Source organism: Streptomyces aurantiaciflavus, assembly GCF_049808595.1.
GTDB lineage: Bacteria > Actinomycetota > Actinomycetes > Streptomycetales > Streptomycetaceae > Streptomyces.
The window spans coordinates 296,083-312,261 of the sequence record NZ_JBNCAQ010000006.1; the positions used below are offsets into that span (position 1 = coordinate 296,083).

Genomic DNA, 16,179 nt, shown 5'->3' on the forward strand with positions numbered 1-16,179 from the left:
AAGGTTTCCAGGGCGGGGAGTCCGGTGGTCGACGCCTACGCGGATCCGGGCACGCCCGACCGCCGTGGCGGCTGGTCGTACCTGTGGTGGCTGGTGCGCTGCCAGCCGGGGCGGGCCCTGGCCGGGGCGGTGCTGGCCAGCGTCTGGATGGTGCTGATGGCGGTGGCGCCGTATCTGCTGTCGAAGGCGGTCGACGAGGGGCTGGAGCCCGGGGACACGGCCGCGCTGGTGGGCTGGACGACCGTCCTGTTCACGGTCGGCGCGGTCAACGCCTGGGTGAGCATCATGCGGCACCGCACGATGACGCGGCTGCGCATGGACGCCCTGTTCCGCACGGTGAAGGTCGTCGTCGGGCACGCGGTGCGGCTGGGGGCCGCGCTGCCGCGCCGGGTGGGGGCCGGGGAGGTCGTCACGATCGGGGTGGGCGACGTGCACACCATCGCCAACTCGCTGACGGTGATCGGGCCCGGCGTCGGCTCGGTCGTCGTCTACTTCGTCGTCGCCGGTCTGCTGCTGTCGACCTCGCCGCTGCTCGCGGCGGTCGTGCTGCTCGGGATGCCGGTGATCGCCGTACTCGTCGGGCCGCTGATGGCACGGTTGCAGGGCGCGGAGGGCGAGTACCGGGAGCGGCAGGGCGTGCTCACCGCCCGGATCGGCGACCTCGCGGGCGGGCTGCGGGTGCTCAACGGCCTCGGCGGAAAGGGCCTGTTCGCGGACGCCTTCCGGCGCGACTCCCAACGGCTGCGCGCCCAGGGCTACCGGGTCGGCTCGGTCACCAGCTGGATGCAGGCGCTCGGGGTGGGCCTGCCGACGGTGTTCCTCGCGGTGGTCACCTGGCTGGCGGCCCGGCTCGCCGCCCAGGGGGAGCTGACGGTCGGTGAGTTGGTGTCGGTGTACGGCTATGTCGCCGTCCTGGTCGGCCCGGTGGCGTTCCTCGTCGACATGGGCTACCAGCTCAGCCGGGGCGTCGTGGCCGCGCGCCGGGTCGTACGGCTGCTGCGGCTGGAGCCCGATCCGGACACCGGCACCGCCGAGGCGCCCGCCGGGCCGTCGGTGCTGTACGACCCCGCGTCGGGCGTGCGGGTCGTGCCGGGCCGGCTGACCGCGCTGGTCGGCGCCCGTCCCGCCGAGACGGCCGCGGTCGTCGACCGGCTGGGCCGGTACGCGCCGTCCGACGTCACCTGGGGCGCCGTACGGCTCGACGGGATCCCCCTGGCACGGGTCAGGGCGCGGATCCTGGTCGCCGACAACGAGGCGGACCTGTTCGCGGGGACCCTGCGCGAGGTGGTGGGCGGCCGAAGGGAACACGCCGAGGAGAGCATCGGCAGGGCGGTGCGGGCGGCTGCCGCCGAGGACATCGTCCAGGGCCTGCCGGAGGGCCTGGACTCACCGGTGGCCGCGCAGGGCCGCAGCCTCTCCGGGGGCCAGCGGCAGCGCGTACGGCTCGTACGGGCGCTGCTCGCCGATCCCGAGGTACTGCTCGCCGTCGAGCCGACGTCGGCGCTCGACGCGCACACGGAGGCGGCGATCGCCGAGCGGCTGCGCGCGGCACGGGACGGCCGTACGACCGTCGTCACCAGCACCTCGCCCCTGCTCCTCGACCACGCCGACACCGTGCACTACCTGGTGGACGGCAAGGTCGCGGCGAGCGGGCCGCACCGGGTGCTGCTGGAGACGGAGGCGGGCTACCGGGCGCTGGTGGCGCGGGACGCCGAACACACCGAACACACCGAACACACCGACCAAGCCGAGAACGCCGAGGACGCCGAGGACACGGACGACGCGGTGGGCGGCGGCTCGGCAGGCCGGGACAGGGCCGCCGAGAACACCGCCGACGGGGAGGCGGCCGCCGGGTCCGCGGGCGGTGAGACCGGCGACGGCCTCGGTCCGGCGGGGGCCGCCCCGACGGACGCCGAGGAGGCTGTCCGATGACGGCGGCGACGGAAGGGACGGGGACGGAGATGACGGAATCCAGGGGTCGGCTGCCCGTCGCCGCTCCCGCCGACGTGCGGCGGGCCGCGGGCCGGCTGGTGCGGGCCGACGGGCGGGCCTTCGCCACCGTCCTCGTGCTGAACATGCTGGCCGCCGCGGCCGGGCTGGCCGGGCCCTGGCTGCTGGGCCGGATCATCGACGAGGTGCGGGCGGGCGGCGGCGTGGGGGTGGTGGACCGGCTGGCGCTGGGCATCCTGCTGTGCGCGCTGGCGCAGTTGCTGCTGGCGCGCTGGGCCCGGTACGCGGGGCACCGCTTCGGGGAGCGGACGCTGGCGCGGGTGCGGGAGCAGTTCGTCGGGCGGGCGCTGGCGCTGCCCGCGTCGGTCGTGGAGCGGGCCGGCACCGGTGATCTGACCACGCGCGGCACCGCCGACGTGGCGGCCGTGGGCACGACGCTGCGCGACGCCGGGCCGGAGCTGCTGGTCTGCACGGTGCAGGCGCTGTTCGTGATGGGCGCGGTGTTCGTGATCGACCCGCTGCTCGGCGTGGTCGGGGTGCTCGGGCTGACGCCGATCTGGTTCGCGCTGCGCTGGTATCTGCGGCGGGCGCGCGCCGGGTATCTCGCGGAGGGCGCGGCCACCTCGGAGGTCGCCGAGATCCTCGCGGCGACGGCGACGGGCGCGCGGACGGTGGAGGCGTTCCGCCTCCAGGAGCGGCGGACCGAGGCGAGCCGGGACGCGCTGGAGGTCTCCCGCCGCACCCGCTTCCACACGCTCCACCTGCGGAGCGTGTTCTTCCCGGCGGTCGAGGTGTCGTACTCGATTCCCGTGGCGGGTGTCCTGCTGCTCGGTGGGGTGCTGCACGCGCGCGGTGCGATGAGCCTGGGCGCGGTGGTGGCGGCCGCGCTGTACCTGCGGCAGTTCGCCGAGCCGCTGGACCAGATCCTGATGCGGGTGGAGCAACTGCAGAGCAGCGGCGCCTCGTTCGCCCGGGTGGAGGGGCTGGCCCGGGCGCCGCGGTCGGTGCCGGAGGGCGGTGCGCCGGCTCCGGCGGACGACCGCATCGACGTGACGGGCGTGCGGTACGCGTACGAGCGCGGCGGCGAGGTGCTGCGCGGGGTGGACCTGACCGTACGGCCCGGGGAGCGGCTGGCGGTCGTCGGCCCGTCCGGCGCGGGCAAGACCACGCTGAGCAGACTGCTCGCGGGCGTGGACGCGCCGACCGCGGGCTCGGTGACGGTGGGCGGGGTGCCGGTGGCCGGCCTGGAGCCGGAGGCGCTGCGCCGGCAGGTCGTCCTGGTCACCCAGGAGCACCACGTCTTCATCGGCACGGTCCGCGACAACCTGCTGATCGCCGAACCCGCCGCCTCCGACGATCAGTTGTGGGCGGCGCTGGCCGCGGTGGGCGCCGCGGACTGGGTGCGGGAGCTGCCCGGCGGCCTCGACGCGCGCCTCGGCGCGGACCGGAGCGGTACGGACGGCTCCCAGGCCCAGCAACTCGCGCTGGCCCGGGTGGTGCTGGCCGACCCGCACACACTGATCCTGGACGAGGCGACGGCCCTGCTGGATCCGACGACCGCCCGTCACACCGAGCGCGCCCTGGCCGCCGTGCTCGAAGGCCGCACGGTCATCGCCATCGCCCATCGTCTGCACACCGCGCACGACGCGGACCGGGTCGCCGTGATGGAGGACGGCCGCCTCACCGAACTCGGCACACATGAGGAACTGGTGCGGGCGGGCGGGGCGTACGCGGCCCTGTGGTCGACGTGGCACGGGGAGCCCCGCGGCAGGTAGGCCTCCCCGTGTCTCCCCGTCGTCGCCGTCCGCCGTCCGTGTCCGTCGCCCGCCGTCCGCGTCCGCCGTCCGTCACCGATCCGTATATCGAACATGAACTCCCGGACAACGGACCGTTTCCGGCCAACTTTCTGACGCGCTCCTGACAGATAGCGCAATCACCTGCCACTGTTCCCCCTGCTGGTTCACAGCAACCCCACAGCTCCACCCGTTCTGCGTACCGCCTTTGTTGTGCCCGGACGGCCGATCCGTCGTCCGGTCTCCCCAGGCCGCGAGACCCGCGGCCGCGCAGAAGGAGTCAGTGTTGAACAGCAGTTCTCGCAGACGCACCTCCCACACCCCGTACCGCAGAGCCGCGGCCGCCGCCCTCGTCGGCGTCTCCGCGCTCATCGCCGCCGCCGTGCAGTCCGGCGCCGCGACGGCCGCCCCGGAGAAGGCACCTCGGGCGGCCGGTCAGGCGATTCCGGGCTCGGAGTCGGTCAAGCTCACCCCCGCCCAGCGCGCCGCGCTGATACGCGAGGCGGACGCCGACAAGGCGCAGACCGCCAAGGAGCTGGGCCTGGGCGCCAAGGAGGCGCTCGTCGTCCGGGACGTCGTCAAGGACGCGGACGGCGCGGTCCACACCCGCTACGAGCGCACCTACGCCGGACTGCCCGTCCTCGGCGGCGACCTGGTCGTCGAGAGCACCCCGGCCGGTGCGACCGAGTCCGTCGTCAAGGCCACCCGGGCCGCCATCGCGCCGGCCACCACCACGGCCAAGCTGCCCGCCGCCAAGGCCGAGCAGCAGGCGCTGGCCGCCGCGAAGGCGGAGGCGGCCAAGAGCCCCGACGTCAACCGCGAGCCCCGCAAGGTGATCTGGGCGGCGAACGGCACGCCGACGGTGGCGTACGAGACGGTCGTCGGCGGGTTCCAGCACGACGGCACCCCGCAGGAACTGCACGTCATCACCGACGCCACCACGGGCGCGAAGCTGTACGAGTGGGAGGCGATCGAGACCGGCACCGGCAACACGGTGTACAGCGGTCAGGTCACGCTCACCACCACGCAGTCCGGCTCGACGTACAACCTCACCGACGGCGCGCGCGGCAACCACAAGACGTACAACCTCAACCGCGGCACCTCCGGCACCGGCACGCTCTTCTCGGGCTCCGACGACGTGTGGGGCAACGGCAGCGCGTCCAACGCGGAGTCGGCCGCCGCCGACGCGCACTACGGCGCCGCACTCACGTGGGACTACTACAAGAACGTGCAGGGCCGCACCGGCATCAAGGGCGACGGCGTGGGCGCCTACTCCCGGGTGCACTACGGCAACAACTACGTCAACGCCTTCTGGTCCGACAGCTGCTTCTGCATGACGTACGGCGACGGCTCGGGCAACGCCAACCCGCTGGTCGCGATCGACGTGGCGGGCCACGAGATGACCCACGGCGTCACCTCGAACACGGCCGGGCTCAACTACTCCGGCGAGTCGGGCGGCCTGAACGAGGCGACCTCCGACATCTTCGGCACGGCGGTCGAGTTCTACGCGAACAACTCCTCCGACGTCGGTGACTACCTCATCGGCGAGGAGATCAACATCAACGGCGACGGCACCCCGCTGCGCTACATGGACAAGCCCAGCAAGGACGGCGCGTCCAAGGACAACTGGTACTCCGGCATCGGCTCGGTCGACGTGCACTACTCGTCCGGCCCGGCGAACCACTTCTTCTACCTCCTGTCGGAGGGCAGCGGCAGCAAGACCATCAACGGGGTGACCTACAACTCGCCCACCGCGGACAACCTCCCCGTCACCGGCATCGGCCGCGACAAGGCGGAGAAGATCTGGTTCCGCGCGCTGACCACGAAGTTCACCTCGACCACCAACTACGCGGGCGCCCGCACCGGCACCCTGGCGGCGGCCGGTGAGCTGTACGGCACCACCTCGCCCGAGTACACGGCGGTGGCGAACGCCTGGGCGGGCGTCGCGGTCGGCACGCGTCCCGGCGGCGGCGGTGGCGGCGGCACGTCCTTCGAGAACGCCACCGACGTATCGATTCCGGACAACGGCGCGGCGGTCACCTCGTCGATCACCGTCTCCGGCCGGACGGGCAACGCGCCGTCGAACCTCGCGGTGGCGGTCGACATCGTCCACACCTACATCGGTGACCTCCAGGTGCAGCTGGTCGCTCCCGACGGCACGGCGTACACGCTGAAGGCGTACGGCACCGGTGGGAGCACGGACAACATCAACACCACGTACACGGTGAACGCCTCCTCCGAAGTTGCCAACGGAGTCTGGCAGTTGAGGGTCCAGGACAATGCGGCCCGGGACACCGGCCACATCAACAGCTGGAAGCTGACCTTCCCGTAGGCCCGTACCGGTAGGCCCTCAGGCCCGTACCGGCAGGCCCGCAGCGCACGACCATGGGGCGCCGCCCCGGGGTTCGATCCCCCGGGGCGGCGCCCGCCTTTTGCCGACCTCTTACCTCCGGCCTGTTGGCCCTTTACCGAGGTCAAGTCGCTTTACATGGCGGCAATATTCACCGGCTGGTCGATTTTTGGCCAACATCACTGGGGGGTCATGACATGTACGCGTCCCTGATGCCACTCTTCCTGTCACCCGCCGCACAACTTCACAGCAGCCACGGCCGGCCTCCCCAAGCCGCCCGGGCTCCCCCACACTCAAGGAGCTTGTGTGACCACCTTCTACGCGCGTCACAAGCGCACCTCTCTGGCCATCGCCACCGCCGTGGCGGCCGGAGCCCTGGTCACCACCGGTCTGACCACCGGTACCGCCGCCGCGCAGACCCCGGCGGCCTCCAGCAGCGCCAAGCCCCTCGCCGTCCCGACCGCGCTCGCCCCGGCCGCCCGCACCGCCCTGATCCAGGACAAGCAGGCCGACGCCACCGCGACCGCGCAGGAGATAGGCCTGGGCGCCCAGGAGAAGCTGGTCGTCCGTGACGTGGTCAAGGACGCGGACGGCACGGTGCACACCCGCTACGAGCGCACCTACGCGGGCCTGCCGGTCCTCGGCGGCGACCTGGTCGTCCACGAGTCCGCCGCGGGCGCGAACAAGGGCGTCACCAAGGCGACCACGGCCACCATCAAGGTCGCCTCCACCTCCCCGGCCGTGGCCGCGGCGAAGGCCGAGACCCAGGCCCTCTCGCTCGCGAAGGCCGCGGGCTCCGAGGACACCGAGGCCGCGCAGGCACCGCGCAAGGTGATCTGGGCGGGCAACGGCAGCAAGCCCACCCTCGCCTACGAGACCGTCGTCGGCGGCCTCCAGGACGACGGCACCCCGAACGAGCTGCACGTCATCACCGACGCGGCCACCGGCAAGAAGCTCTACGAGTACCAGGGCATCGAGACCGGCACCGGCAAGAGCCTCTACTCGGGCACGGTCACCCTCGGCACGGCCCTCTCGGGCTCGACGTACCAGCTGTACGACACCTCGCGCGGCGGCCACAAGACGTACAACAAGGCGCGCAGCACCAGCAGTTCGGCGGGCACCCTGTTCACCGACGCCGACGACACCTGGGGCACCGGCGCGGCCTCCAGCTCGTCCTCGGACCAGACGGCGGCGGTGGACGCGGCGTACGGCGCCCAGGCGACCTGGGACTTCTACAAGAACACCTTCGGCCGCAACGGCATCAAGAACAACGGCGTGGCGGCGTACTCCCGCGTCCACTACGGCAACGCGTACGTCAACGCGTTCTGGGACGACAGCTGCTTCTGCATGACGTACGGCGACGGCACGAGCAACACGCACCCGCTGACCTCGCTGGACGTGGCCGGCCACGAGATGACCCACGGCGTCACCTCGAACACCGCGGGCCTGAACTACTCGGGCGAGTCCGGCGGCCTGAACGAGGCGACGTCCGACATCTTCGGCACGGCGGTCGAGTTCTCCGCGAACAACTCCTCCGACGTCGGTGACTACCTCATCGGCGAGAAGATCAACATCAACGGCGACGGCACCCCGCTGCGCTACATGGACCAGCCGAGCAAGGACGGCGCGTCGGCCAACTACTGGTCGTCGTCGCTGAAGAACCTGGACGTGCACTACTCGTCCGGCCCGGCGAACCACTTCTTCTACCTGCTGAGCGAGGGCAGCGGCGCGAAGACGATCAACGGGGTCAGCTACAACTCCCCCACCTACAACGGCTCGGCGGTCACCGGCATCGGCCGCGCCAAGGCGGCCCAGATCTGGTACAAGGCCCTGACGACGTACATGACGTCGACGACCAACTACAAGGGCGCCCGCACGGCGACCCTGAGCGCGGCGTCGGCCCTGTACGGCTCCACCAGCACCGAGTACAAGGCCGTCGCGGCGGCCTGGTCGGCGGTCAACGTCAGCTAGTTCAGGTGTGATCGATGGTGGGCGGCACCCGGGAAGAAGGCATCCCCGGGTGCCGCCCTACTCTTGGGTCCCATGTCTGTTGGGGACTTCACGTACGAGGACGTCGGCGCGACGCGCGACCGGCCGGGCTTCTGCCCGCCCGGCTTCCACCCCCTGCACGTCCGCACGCGCCTGGGCGAGGGCGAGGAGGTCTTCCGCCGCGCGGCCGAGGCCGTCCTCACATGGGAGATGCACCGCGCGCTGGGCGTCGGCATCGACGCGAGCGCGGACCGCGCGGCCCCCGGCGTCGACGTCACGGTCACCCTCGCGGGCATGATCAAGGCCCCCTGCCGCATCGTCTGGACGGTCGAGGAACACCGGCGGGCCGGCTGGGCGTACGGCACCCTCGCCGGCCACCCGGAGTGCGGCGAGGAGGCGTTCATCGTGGACCGCACGGGCGACGGAACGGTGTGGCTGACGGTTTCGGCCTTCAGCCGGGGCGCGAAGTGGTACGCCAGGGCGGGCGGTCCGGCGACTCGGGGGTTGCAGCAGGCGTACGCGCGCAGGTGTGGAGTGGTGCTCCGGGGGTTGGCGGCCGGCGAGGACAAGGAGTAGCTCGCATCGGCTGCCCCGTGTCAGGCGAGCCAGAAGTAGGGCAGGCGAAGAAGCTCGGCAGTACGGGCGGCGACCGTCTCGGCATGCGGCGGCACGCCGTCGTCGGCAAGGCCCCGGGTCAGGTGCAGGTGGAGGGACTGCAGGGTGGCGAAGGTGTTGAACGCCCAGACCGGAACGGGCCCGGGCCTTCCGCCCTCCAGGGCCCGCGCCACCACGGTCAGCCAGGCGGTGGCCTGCTCGCTCTTCAGGCCAGGGGTGTGGAGGATACGGGTGAGCGCACGGGCGAGCCGCGCGTCCTCCGACTGCGTGTAACGGCAGTCGGCCTGCGCGGCCGTCATCCTGCGGGCGCACGACCCGAGAAGGTCGGCGCAGCGCTCCGGCAGGACTTTCGCGAACGCGGCGGCGGCATCGGCGCCGTGCGCGACGGCGTGCAGCCAGCCCAGGGAGTCGTCCCAGCCGCGGGTGTCCTGCTCGGTCGGATACCAGGCCGAGAAACCGGCATACCAGCGCTCCGCGGACGCCTTCGGCACGAGGCCGGGCGCCGCGTGTCCGCGCGTCAGGACGCAGCACAGGATCAGCGGCGCGAAGGTCCGGGCCTGCACCTCGGGGTGGGTGAGACGGCCGGCGGCGGTGTCGCCGAGCGCCTCGAGGACTTCGTCGAGACGTCCTTCCCTGATCCAGCGGGCCGCGGCGGTGTAGGCGTAGTCGTCACGGATCCGAGGGTCGGGGGAGACCAGCATGGACGACAGCTCGTCGGCGAGCCGAGACGCCGACAGGTCCTCGGGGAAGGGGAAGCCGTCCGCCGCGAGCGATGGCCAGTCGACAGGGTGAGCACTCATCACGTCAGGTTTTCACAACGCCTGCTCCGGACGTCCGGGCGGGCGCCGCGTGTGGCGCCCGCCGACGCGGTCGGTGATCCACAGCCGTCCCAACCACTCGACGCGGCCCTGCCCGCGGATCAGCGGCGCCGCGCCCGCCCGGTCGGGGGCGGCGACGAGAACCTCGTCGTTCGGGTCGCACGGCCGAGAGCGGGCGTGGATCGTCCGCCCTCGGCCGATGGGACCGTCGCGTGTCCTCGCTGTCAGCGCATCAGCACGCCCGCCCCCTCCGCCAACTCCTCGGAAGGCACTGCCACCAGCCCCAACTCCGCCCCCGACGCGAGCAGCCGGTGGCTCGGGAGGATGCGGACCGTGTAGCCGTACGGGCCTGTGCGGTCCAGGGACAGCGGGCCCTCGTACACCCAGCGGCCCTCCAGGTCGGGGCCGCCCGCCGGTTTCAGGGGGACCGTCGTCGCGTCCGTGATGCGGTCCTCCGTGTCGACGCGGCCGGAGACGGCCTGGACCTCGACGTCGTCGGGGGTCAGGTCGCCCAGGCTCAGCCGCACCCGCAGGGCGAGGGTCGTGCCGAGTTCGGCGGTCGCGGTGGCCGCCGAGGTCTCGACGTGGTCGACCGTGACCGTGTGCCAGGCCGCACGCACCTTCGCCTTCCACGTCGCGAGGTCGCGCGCCGTGTCCGGGTCCAGGGCGCGATGGGCCTGGGCGGCGGGGGCGTAGAGGCGTTCGACGTACTCGCGGACCATGCGGCCCGCCAGGACCTTCGGGCCGAGGAGGGTCAGCGTCCGGCGGACCATCTCGATCCAGCGGTCGGGCAGGCCGTGCCGGCCGCGTTCGTAGAAGCGGGGGGTGACGCGCTGCTCCAGCAGGTCGTAGAGCGCCGCCGCCTCGATGTCGTCGCGGCGGTCCGGGTCCTCCCCCACTGCCGAAAGCGTGGCGGTACCCCCCTCCACGCCGTCCGCCGTCGGGATCGCCCAGCCGAAGTCCGGCTGGAACCACTCGTCCCACCAGCCGTCCAGCACGGAGAGGTTGAGGCAGCCGTTCAGGGCCGCCTTCATGCCACTCGTCCCACAGGCCTCCAAGGGCCTGAGCGGATTGTTCAGCCAGATGTCGCAGCCGGGGTACAGCTTCTGCGCCATCGCCATGCCGTAGTCCGGGAGGAACACGATGCGGTGGCGGACCCGTGGGTCGTCCGCGAAGCGGACCAGTTCCTGTACGAGCCTCTTCCCGCCGTCGTCCGCCGGGTGCGCCTTGCCCGCCACCACGATCTGGACCGGGCGTTCGGAATGCAGCAGAAGGTCCATCAGGCGGTCCCGGTCCCGCAGCATCAGCGTCAGACGCTTGTACGACGGGACGCGGCGCGCGAAGCCGATCGTGAGGACGTCGGGGTCGAGGACGCCGTCGATCCAGCCCAGCTCGGCCGTGCCCGCGCCGCGTTGCCGCCAGGAGGCGCGCAGCCGGTCCCGTACCTCCAGGACCAGCTGTTCGCGCAGGTTCCGGCGGAGGTCCCAGATGTCCTGGTCGGGGATGTCGGCGACGGAGTCCCAGCGGTCGGAGCCGCCGACGCTGAGCGCGTCCTCGGTGCGCTCGGCGCCGATCTGGCGGGCGCCGAGCCGCAGTACCTCGGGGGCGACCCAGGTGGGGGCGTGGACGCCGTTGGTGACGGAGGTGATCGGCACCTCCTCGGCGTCGAAGCCGGGCCACAGGCCGGAGAACATCTCCCGGCTGACCTGGCCGTGCAGCAACGACACGCCGTTCGCGCGCTGCGCCAGGCGCAGGCCCATCACCGCCATGTTGAAGACGTTCGGTTCGCCGTCCGGGTAGGTCTCCATGCCCAGGTTCAGGATGCGGCCCACGTCCATGCGCGGCAGTTCGGCGTCGGGGCCGAAGTGCCGGGCGACCAGCTCGCGGTCGAAGCGGTCGATGCCGGCCGGGACGGGGGTGTGCGTGGTGAAGACCGTGCCGGCGCGGACCGCCTCCAGGCCGGAGTCGAAGTCCAGTCCCTCGTCGCAGAGTTCGGCGATCCGCTCCAGGCCGAGGAAGCCGGCGTGCCCCTCGTTGGTGTGGAAGACCTCGGGCGGGGCGTGCCCGGTGAGGCGGCAGTACGTCCGTACCGCCCGGACACCCCCTATCCCGAGCAGCATCTCCTGGAGCAGCCGGTGCTCGCTGCCGCCGCCGTAGAGCCGGTCGGTCACCCCGCGTTCGCCGAGGTCGTTCTCCTCGACGTCCGAGTCGAGCATCAGCAACGGCACCCGGCCCACCTGGGCCAGCCAGATCCGGGCGCGCAGCCGGCGGCCGCCGGGGAGGGCGAGGGAGACCTGGGCGGGGGTGCCGTCGTCCTCCTTCAGGAGGGTCAGGGGCAGCTCGTGGGGGTCGAGGACGGGGTAGTGCTCCTGCTGCCAGCCGTCCCGGGAGAGGGTCTGGCGGAAGTAGCCGTGGCGGTAGAGCAGCCCTACGCCGATCAGGGGGACGCCCAGGTCGCTGGCCGCCTTCAGATGGTCGCCGGCCAGGATGCCGAGGCCGCCGGAGTACTGGGGCAGGGCGGCCGTGATGCCGAACTCGGGGGAGAAATAGGCGATGGCGGAGGGGAGTTCCCCGGGCCGGTCCAGGTCCTGGTCGAGGTCCTGGTCGAAGTTCTGGCCCTGGCCCTGGGTGTGAGTCCGGGTCTGGTACCAGCGGTCGCCGGTCATGTAGTCGTGCAGGTCGTCGGTGGCGGCGGACAGCCGGCGCAGGAAGCGGCGGTCCTCGGCCAGCTCGGCGAGGCGTGCCGGGCGCACGCTGCCGAGGAGCCTTATCGGGTCACCGGCCGACTTGGACCAGCGTTCGGGGTCGACGGACTGGAAGAGGTCACGGGTCTCCACGTGCCAGGACCAGCGGAGGTTGCGGGCCAGATCGCTGAGTGGCCGGAGGGGTTCGGGCAGAAGGGGTCGGACGGTGAATCGACGAATCGCCTTCACATTCCACCTCGGCGTGCGTGAGGAGTGGCGCACGGCAGTGTGCGTCAACGTCTCTGAAGACGGTACCGGCGTCGGGGTGGGCGTCGCTGGGTGCTCCGCCGCCGCAACCCCGCTTCGGACCTGAACGGGCCTCGTCCTCACCCCGGAGGGAGCACCCCCGGAGCGAGCGCCCCCCGGAGCGAGCCCCGGAGGGAACACCCCCCGACGGGCTGTTTCGACCGCCCCTCGCCCGCGAGGCGCCCCAGCCCCCGCCCCCTTATGGCCGATTCCACCCCCGCAGGCCACCTTGTGGCGCTTCGCCCCACACGAGAGGCTGCCCAGTGCGTACCCGGCACCTGACACGCGCCGCCGTACGCCGAGTCGAGGAGGGGAACTCGAAGTCATGGCACGGACGCGCACCCGGCGTCTGCGCCGGGCGGGGGGTCTGACCGCGGTCGCCACGACCGTGGTGCTTTCGGCCGTCACCCTGCCCGCGCACGCCGCACCGGAGGGGACGATACGCGGCGCCGGAGAACCCGGCGCCGTCGGTGGCAGTTACGTCGTGACGCTCAAGGAGGAGGTGAGGGCCCCGTCGACGGCCGGACACGGGGTCGCCGCGCGGTACGGGGCGAGAATCAGCCACACCTACGACACGGTGCTCAACGGCTTCGCCGTCGAGGCGACGGAGAGACAGGCCCGGCGTCTCGCGGCCGACCCGCGGGTCGCGTCGGTCGTCCAGGACACCCGGGTGACGCTGGACGCGACACGTCAGACGCGGCAGGCCCCCACGGGCCGGAAGAGCCCGCCCTCCTGGGGGCTCGACCGTATCGACCAGCCGTCCCTGCCCCTGGACGGCAGTTACCGCGCGCCGAAGTCCGCGGGGGCCGGCGTCACGGTGTACGTCATCGACACCGGGATCCGGATCACGCACAAGGACTTCGGCGGCCGGGCGTCCTACGGCTGGGACTTCGTCGGCGGCGACCGCATCGCCTCGGACGGCAACGGCCACGGCACCCATGTCGCCGGCACGGTCGCGGGCGCGAGCCTCGGCGTGGCGAAGAAGGCCAAGGTCGTCGCCGTACGGGTCCTGGACAACGCCGGCGCGAGCACCACCGCGCGGGTGATCGCCGGCATCGACTGGGTGACCCGGAACGCGCACAAGCCGGCCGTGGCCAACCTCAGCCTGGGCGGCCCGTACAACGCGCAGTTGGACGCCGCCGTCCGCGCCTCGATCCGCTCCGGCGTCACCTACACCGTCGCCGCGGGCAACGACGGGCAGGCCGCCGCCCTGCACTCCCCCGCCGACGTGCGCGAGGCCGTCACCGTCGGCGCGACCGACCGCAAGGACGCCCGGGCCGGTTTCTCCAACTACGGCTCCGCGGTCGACCTGTTCGCCCCCGGGGTGTCGATCACGTCCGGGGCGCACACGAGCGACACGGGGCGCGCGACGTACTCCGGTACGTCGATGGCGGCGCCGCACGCGGCGGGCGCGGCCGCGCTGTATCTGGCCACTCGTCCGAAGGCCACACCCGCCCAGGTCGAACGGGCGCTGGTCGCGGGCGCGTCGAGCGGCAAGGTGTCCGGCCGGGGGCTCGGTTCGCCGGACAGACTGCTGCGCGTCCCACCGTCCTAGCGGCGGGATGCCGGCACCGGCCCCGTTCCCCGCGAACGGGGCCGGTCTTGTACGTAGACATACGCGTGAGTAGTTAACAAAGTGCCGGATTGCTCACCCGAACAGGGTGGGAAGGCTCCTCCGGTGCGACACCCCGTACGACCCCAGCACCACCCCCGCACGTCCGGACACAAGTACGATCCCGGCGTGTCCGGGTATCCGAGTGGAATGCCGGCTCGTCCGGCCCCGAGCAACGACGCCCGAGCACAACACCGGCCCGTCCGGGCCGAGTACGCCCCCTCACACCCCCGTACACCCCAGCACAACCGGCACCCCCCACCGCAGGACCCACCTCCCCTCATCCATCCGCCCACCCAAGTTGATGCGGACAGGAGCGGTCATGCCCGCCACGCACCACTCGTCAGCACCCCCGACACCCCGTACCTCCCGCACCGGAGCACCGTCCGTGCGCCCCGCCGACGTCGGACCGCCGGCCCCGGAGCGATCCTCCACGGGTGACGCGCCCGCCGTGGGGCGCATACCCGTCCTCGACGTCCGCCCGGTCGTCCAGCACGGGCGCCGACCCGCCAAGGCGGTCACCGGAGAGACGTTCCAGATCTCGGCCACCGTGTTCCGCGAGGGCCATGACGCCGTCGCCGCCAACGTCGTCCTGCGCGACCCGGACGGTCGCCCCGGCCCCTGGACGCCGATGCGCGAACTGGCCCCCGGAACCGACCGCTGGGGCGCCGAGGTCACCCCGGACGCGCCGGGCCGCTGGACGTACACCGTGGAGGCCTGGGGCGATCCGGTCTCCACCTGGCGGCACCACGCCCGCATCAAGATCCCGGCGGGGATGGACACCGAACTGGTCCTGGAGGAGGGCGCCCGCCTCTACGAGCGCGCGGCCGCCGGAGCACCCGAGGACGCGAGCGGCGTCCTGCGCGCCGCGGTCGACGCCCTGCGCGACGAGTCCCGCCCGGCCTCCTCCCGCCTCGCGGCGGCGCTGACCCCGGAGGTGGACGCGGTCCTCGCCCGCCATCCCCTGCGGGAACTGGTCACGGCGTCCGACACCCTGCCCCTGCTGGTGGAGCGGGAACGGGCCCTGTACGGCTCCTGGTACGAGTTCTTCCCCCGCTCCGAAGGCACGGCCGAGCGTCCGCACGGCACCTTCCGCACCGCGGCCCGGCGGCTGCCCGCGATCGCCGCGATGGGCTTCGACGTCGTCTATCTGCCGCCGATCCACCCCATCGGCACGACGTTCCGCAAGGGCCGCAACAACACCCTCACCCCCGGCCCGGACGACGTGGGCGTGCCGTGGGCGATCGGGTCGCCGGAGGGCGGCCACGACGCCGTGCACCCGGAGTTGGGGACTCTGGAGGACTTCGCCTGGTTCGTCGAGCGGGCGAGGGAGCAGGGGCTGGAGGTCGCGCTCGACTTCGCCCTGCAGTGCTCGCCCGACCACCCCTGGGTGCAGAAGCACCCCGAGTGGTTCCACCACCGGCCGGACGGCACGATCGCCTACGCCGAGAACCCGCCGAAGAAGTACCAGGACATCTACCCCATCGCCTTCGACGCCGACATGGACGGCCTGGTCAGGGAGACCGTGCGGATCCTGCGGCACTGGATGTCGTACGGGGTGCGGATCTTCCGCGTGGACAACCCGCACACCAAGCCGGTGGTGTTCTGGGAGCGGGTGATCGCGGACGTCAACCGCACCGACCCCGACGTGATCTTCCTGGCCGAGGCCTTCACCCGGCCCGCGATGATGCACACGCTGGGCCAGATCGGCTTCCAGCAGTCGTACACCTACTTCACCTGGCGCAACAGCAAGCAGGAACTGACGGAGTACCTCACCGAACTTTCCGGTGAGGCGGCCTCCTACATGCGGCCGAACTTCTTCGCCAACACGCCGGACATCCTGCACGCCTACCTCCAGCACGGCGGGCGTCCCGCCTTCGAGGCGCGGGCCGTCCTGGCGGCGACCCTGTCTCCCACCTGGGGCATCTACAGCGGCTACGAACTGTGCGAGAACACCCCGTTGCGCGAGGGCGGCGAGGAGTACCTCGACTCGGAGAAGTACCAGCTCAGGCCGCGTGACTGGGAGGCGGCCGAGCGCGAGGGCCGCACCATCGCCCCGCTC

At 72.4% G+C, this 16,179-nt stretch carries 9 protein-coding genes; 7 read left to right on the plus strand and 2 right to left on the minus strand.

Going from position 1 to position 16,179, the window contains the following annotated elements; genetic code table 11:
• Window positions 1–24 precede the first annotated feature (24 nt).
• The 5 genes from ACPT94_RS09320 (at window position 25) to ACPT94_RS09340 (ending at window position 8,658) form a co-directional block, all read left to right on the plus strand.
• On the plus strand, window positions 25–1,932 hold the full coding sequence (locus ACPT94_RS09320; protein WP_425245627.1) for an ABC transporter ATP-binding protein: 1,908 nt from the start codon (window positions 25–27) through the stop codon (window positions 1,930–1,932).
• A 29-nt stretch (window positions 1,933–1,961) separates the two neighbouring features.
• A complete protein-coding gene (locus ACPT94_RS09325) occupies window positions 1,962–3,725 on the plus strand; it encodes an ABC transporter ATP-binding protein (RefSeq protein WP_425245623.1) in 1,764 nt (587 codons plus the stop codon).
• A gap of 301 nt (window positions 3,726–4,026) precedes the next feature.
• The gene (locus tag ACPT94_RS09330; protein WP_360351387.1) at window positions 4,027–6,075 is read left to right on the plus strand and encodes a M4 family metallopeptidase; all 2,049 of its coding nucleotides are present in this window, start codon (window positions 4,027–4,029) and stop codon (window positions 6,073–6,075) included.
• 324 nt (window positions 6,076–6,399) lie between these two features.
• The gene (locus ACPT94_RS09335; protein WP_360351384.1) at window positions 6,400–8,064 is read left to right on the plus strand and encodes a M4 family metallopeptidase; all 1,665 of its coding nucleotides are present in this window, start codon (window positions 6,400–6,402) and stop codon (window positions 8,062–8,064) included.
• Window positions 8,065–8,136: 72 nt separating this feature from the next.
• A complete protein-coding gene (locus tag ACPT94_RS09340; protein ID WP_360351381.1) occupies window positions 8,137–8,658 on the plus strand; it encodes a DUF1990 domain-containing protein in 522 nt (173 codons plus the stop codon).
• A gap of 20 nt (window positions 8,659–8,678) precedes the next feature.
• On the opposite strand, the gene ACPT94_RS09345 is transcribed toward ACPT94_RS09340, so the two are convergent.
• Both ACPT94_RS09345 and ACPT94_RS09350 read right to left on the minus strand, forming a co-directional pair.
• Window positions 8,679–9,497, minus strand: a complete 819-nt coding sequence (locus ACPT94_RS09345) for a DUF2785 domain-containing protein (protein ID WP_360351379.1) — start codon at window positions 9,495–9,497, stop codon at window positions 8,679–8,681.
• Window positions 9,498–9,739: 242 nt separating this feature from the next.
• A complete protein-coding gene (locus ACPT94_RS09350; RefSeq protein WP_360351376.1) occupies window positions 9,740–12,448 on the minus strand; it encodes a glycosyltransferase family 1 protein in 2,709 nt (902 codons plus the stop codon).
• Between the two features lie 382 nt (window positions 12,449–12,830).
• Here ACPT94_RS09350 and ACPT94_RS09355 point away from each other — a divergent pair, with 382 nt between their 5' ends.
• Window positions 12,831–14,060: a S8 family peptidase gene (locus ACPT94_RS09355; RefSeq protein WP_360351373.1), complete on the plus strand. Its 1,230-nt coding sequence runs from the start codon at window positions 12,831–12,833 to the stop codon at window positions 14,058–14,060.
• A 379-nt stretch (window positions 14,061–14,439) separates the two neighbouring features.
• Window positions 14,440–16,179 (plus strand): alpha-1,4-glucan--maltose-1-phosphate maltosyltransferase (locus tag ACPT94_RS09360; protein ID WP_425245624.1); only part of this gene is annotated, 1,740 nt, incomplete at its 3' end.

Bases quoted from the DNA above. Each gene is read 5' to 3' on its own strand.
- ACPT94_RS09345 (WP_360351379.1), bottom strand. From the start codon at position 9,497: ATGAGTGCTCACCCTGTCGACTGGCCATCGCTCGCGGCGGACGGCTTC.
- ACPT94_RS09325 (WP_425245623.1), top strand. From the start codon at position 1,962: ATGACGGAATCCAGGGGTCGGCTGCCCGTCGCCGCTCCCGCCGACGTG.
- ACPT94_RS09355 (WP_360351373.1), top strand. From the start codon at position 12,831: ATGGCACGGACGCGCACCCGGCGTCTGCGCCGGGCGGGGGGTCTGACC.
- ACPT94_RS09340 (WP_360351381.1), top strand. From the start codon at position 8,137: ATGTCTGTTGGGGACTTCACGTACGAGGACGTCGGCGCGACGCGCGAC.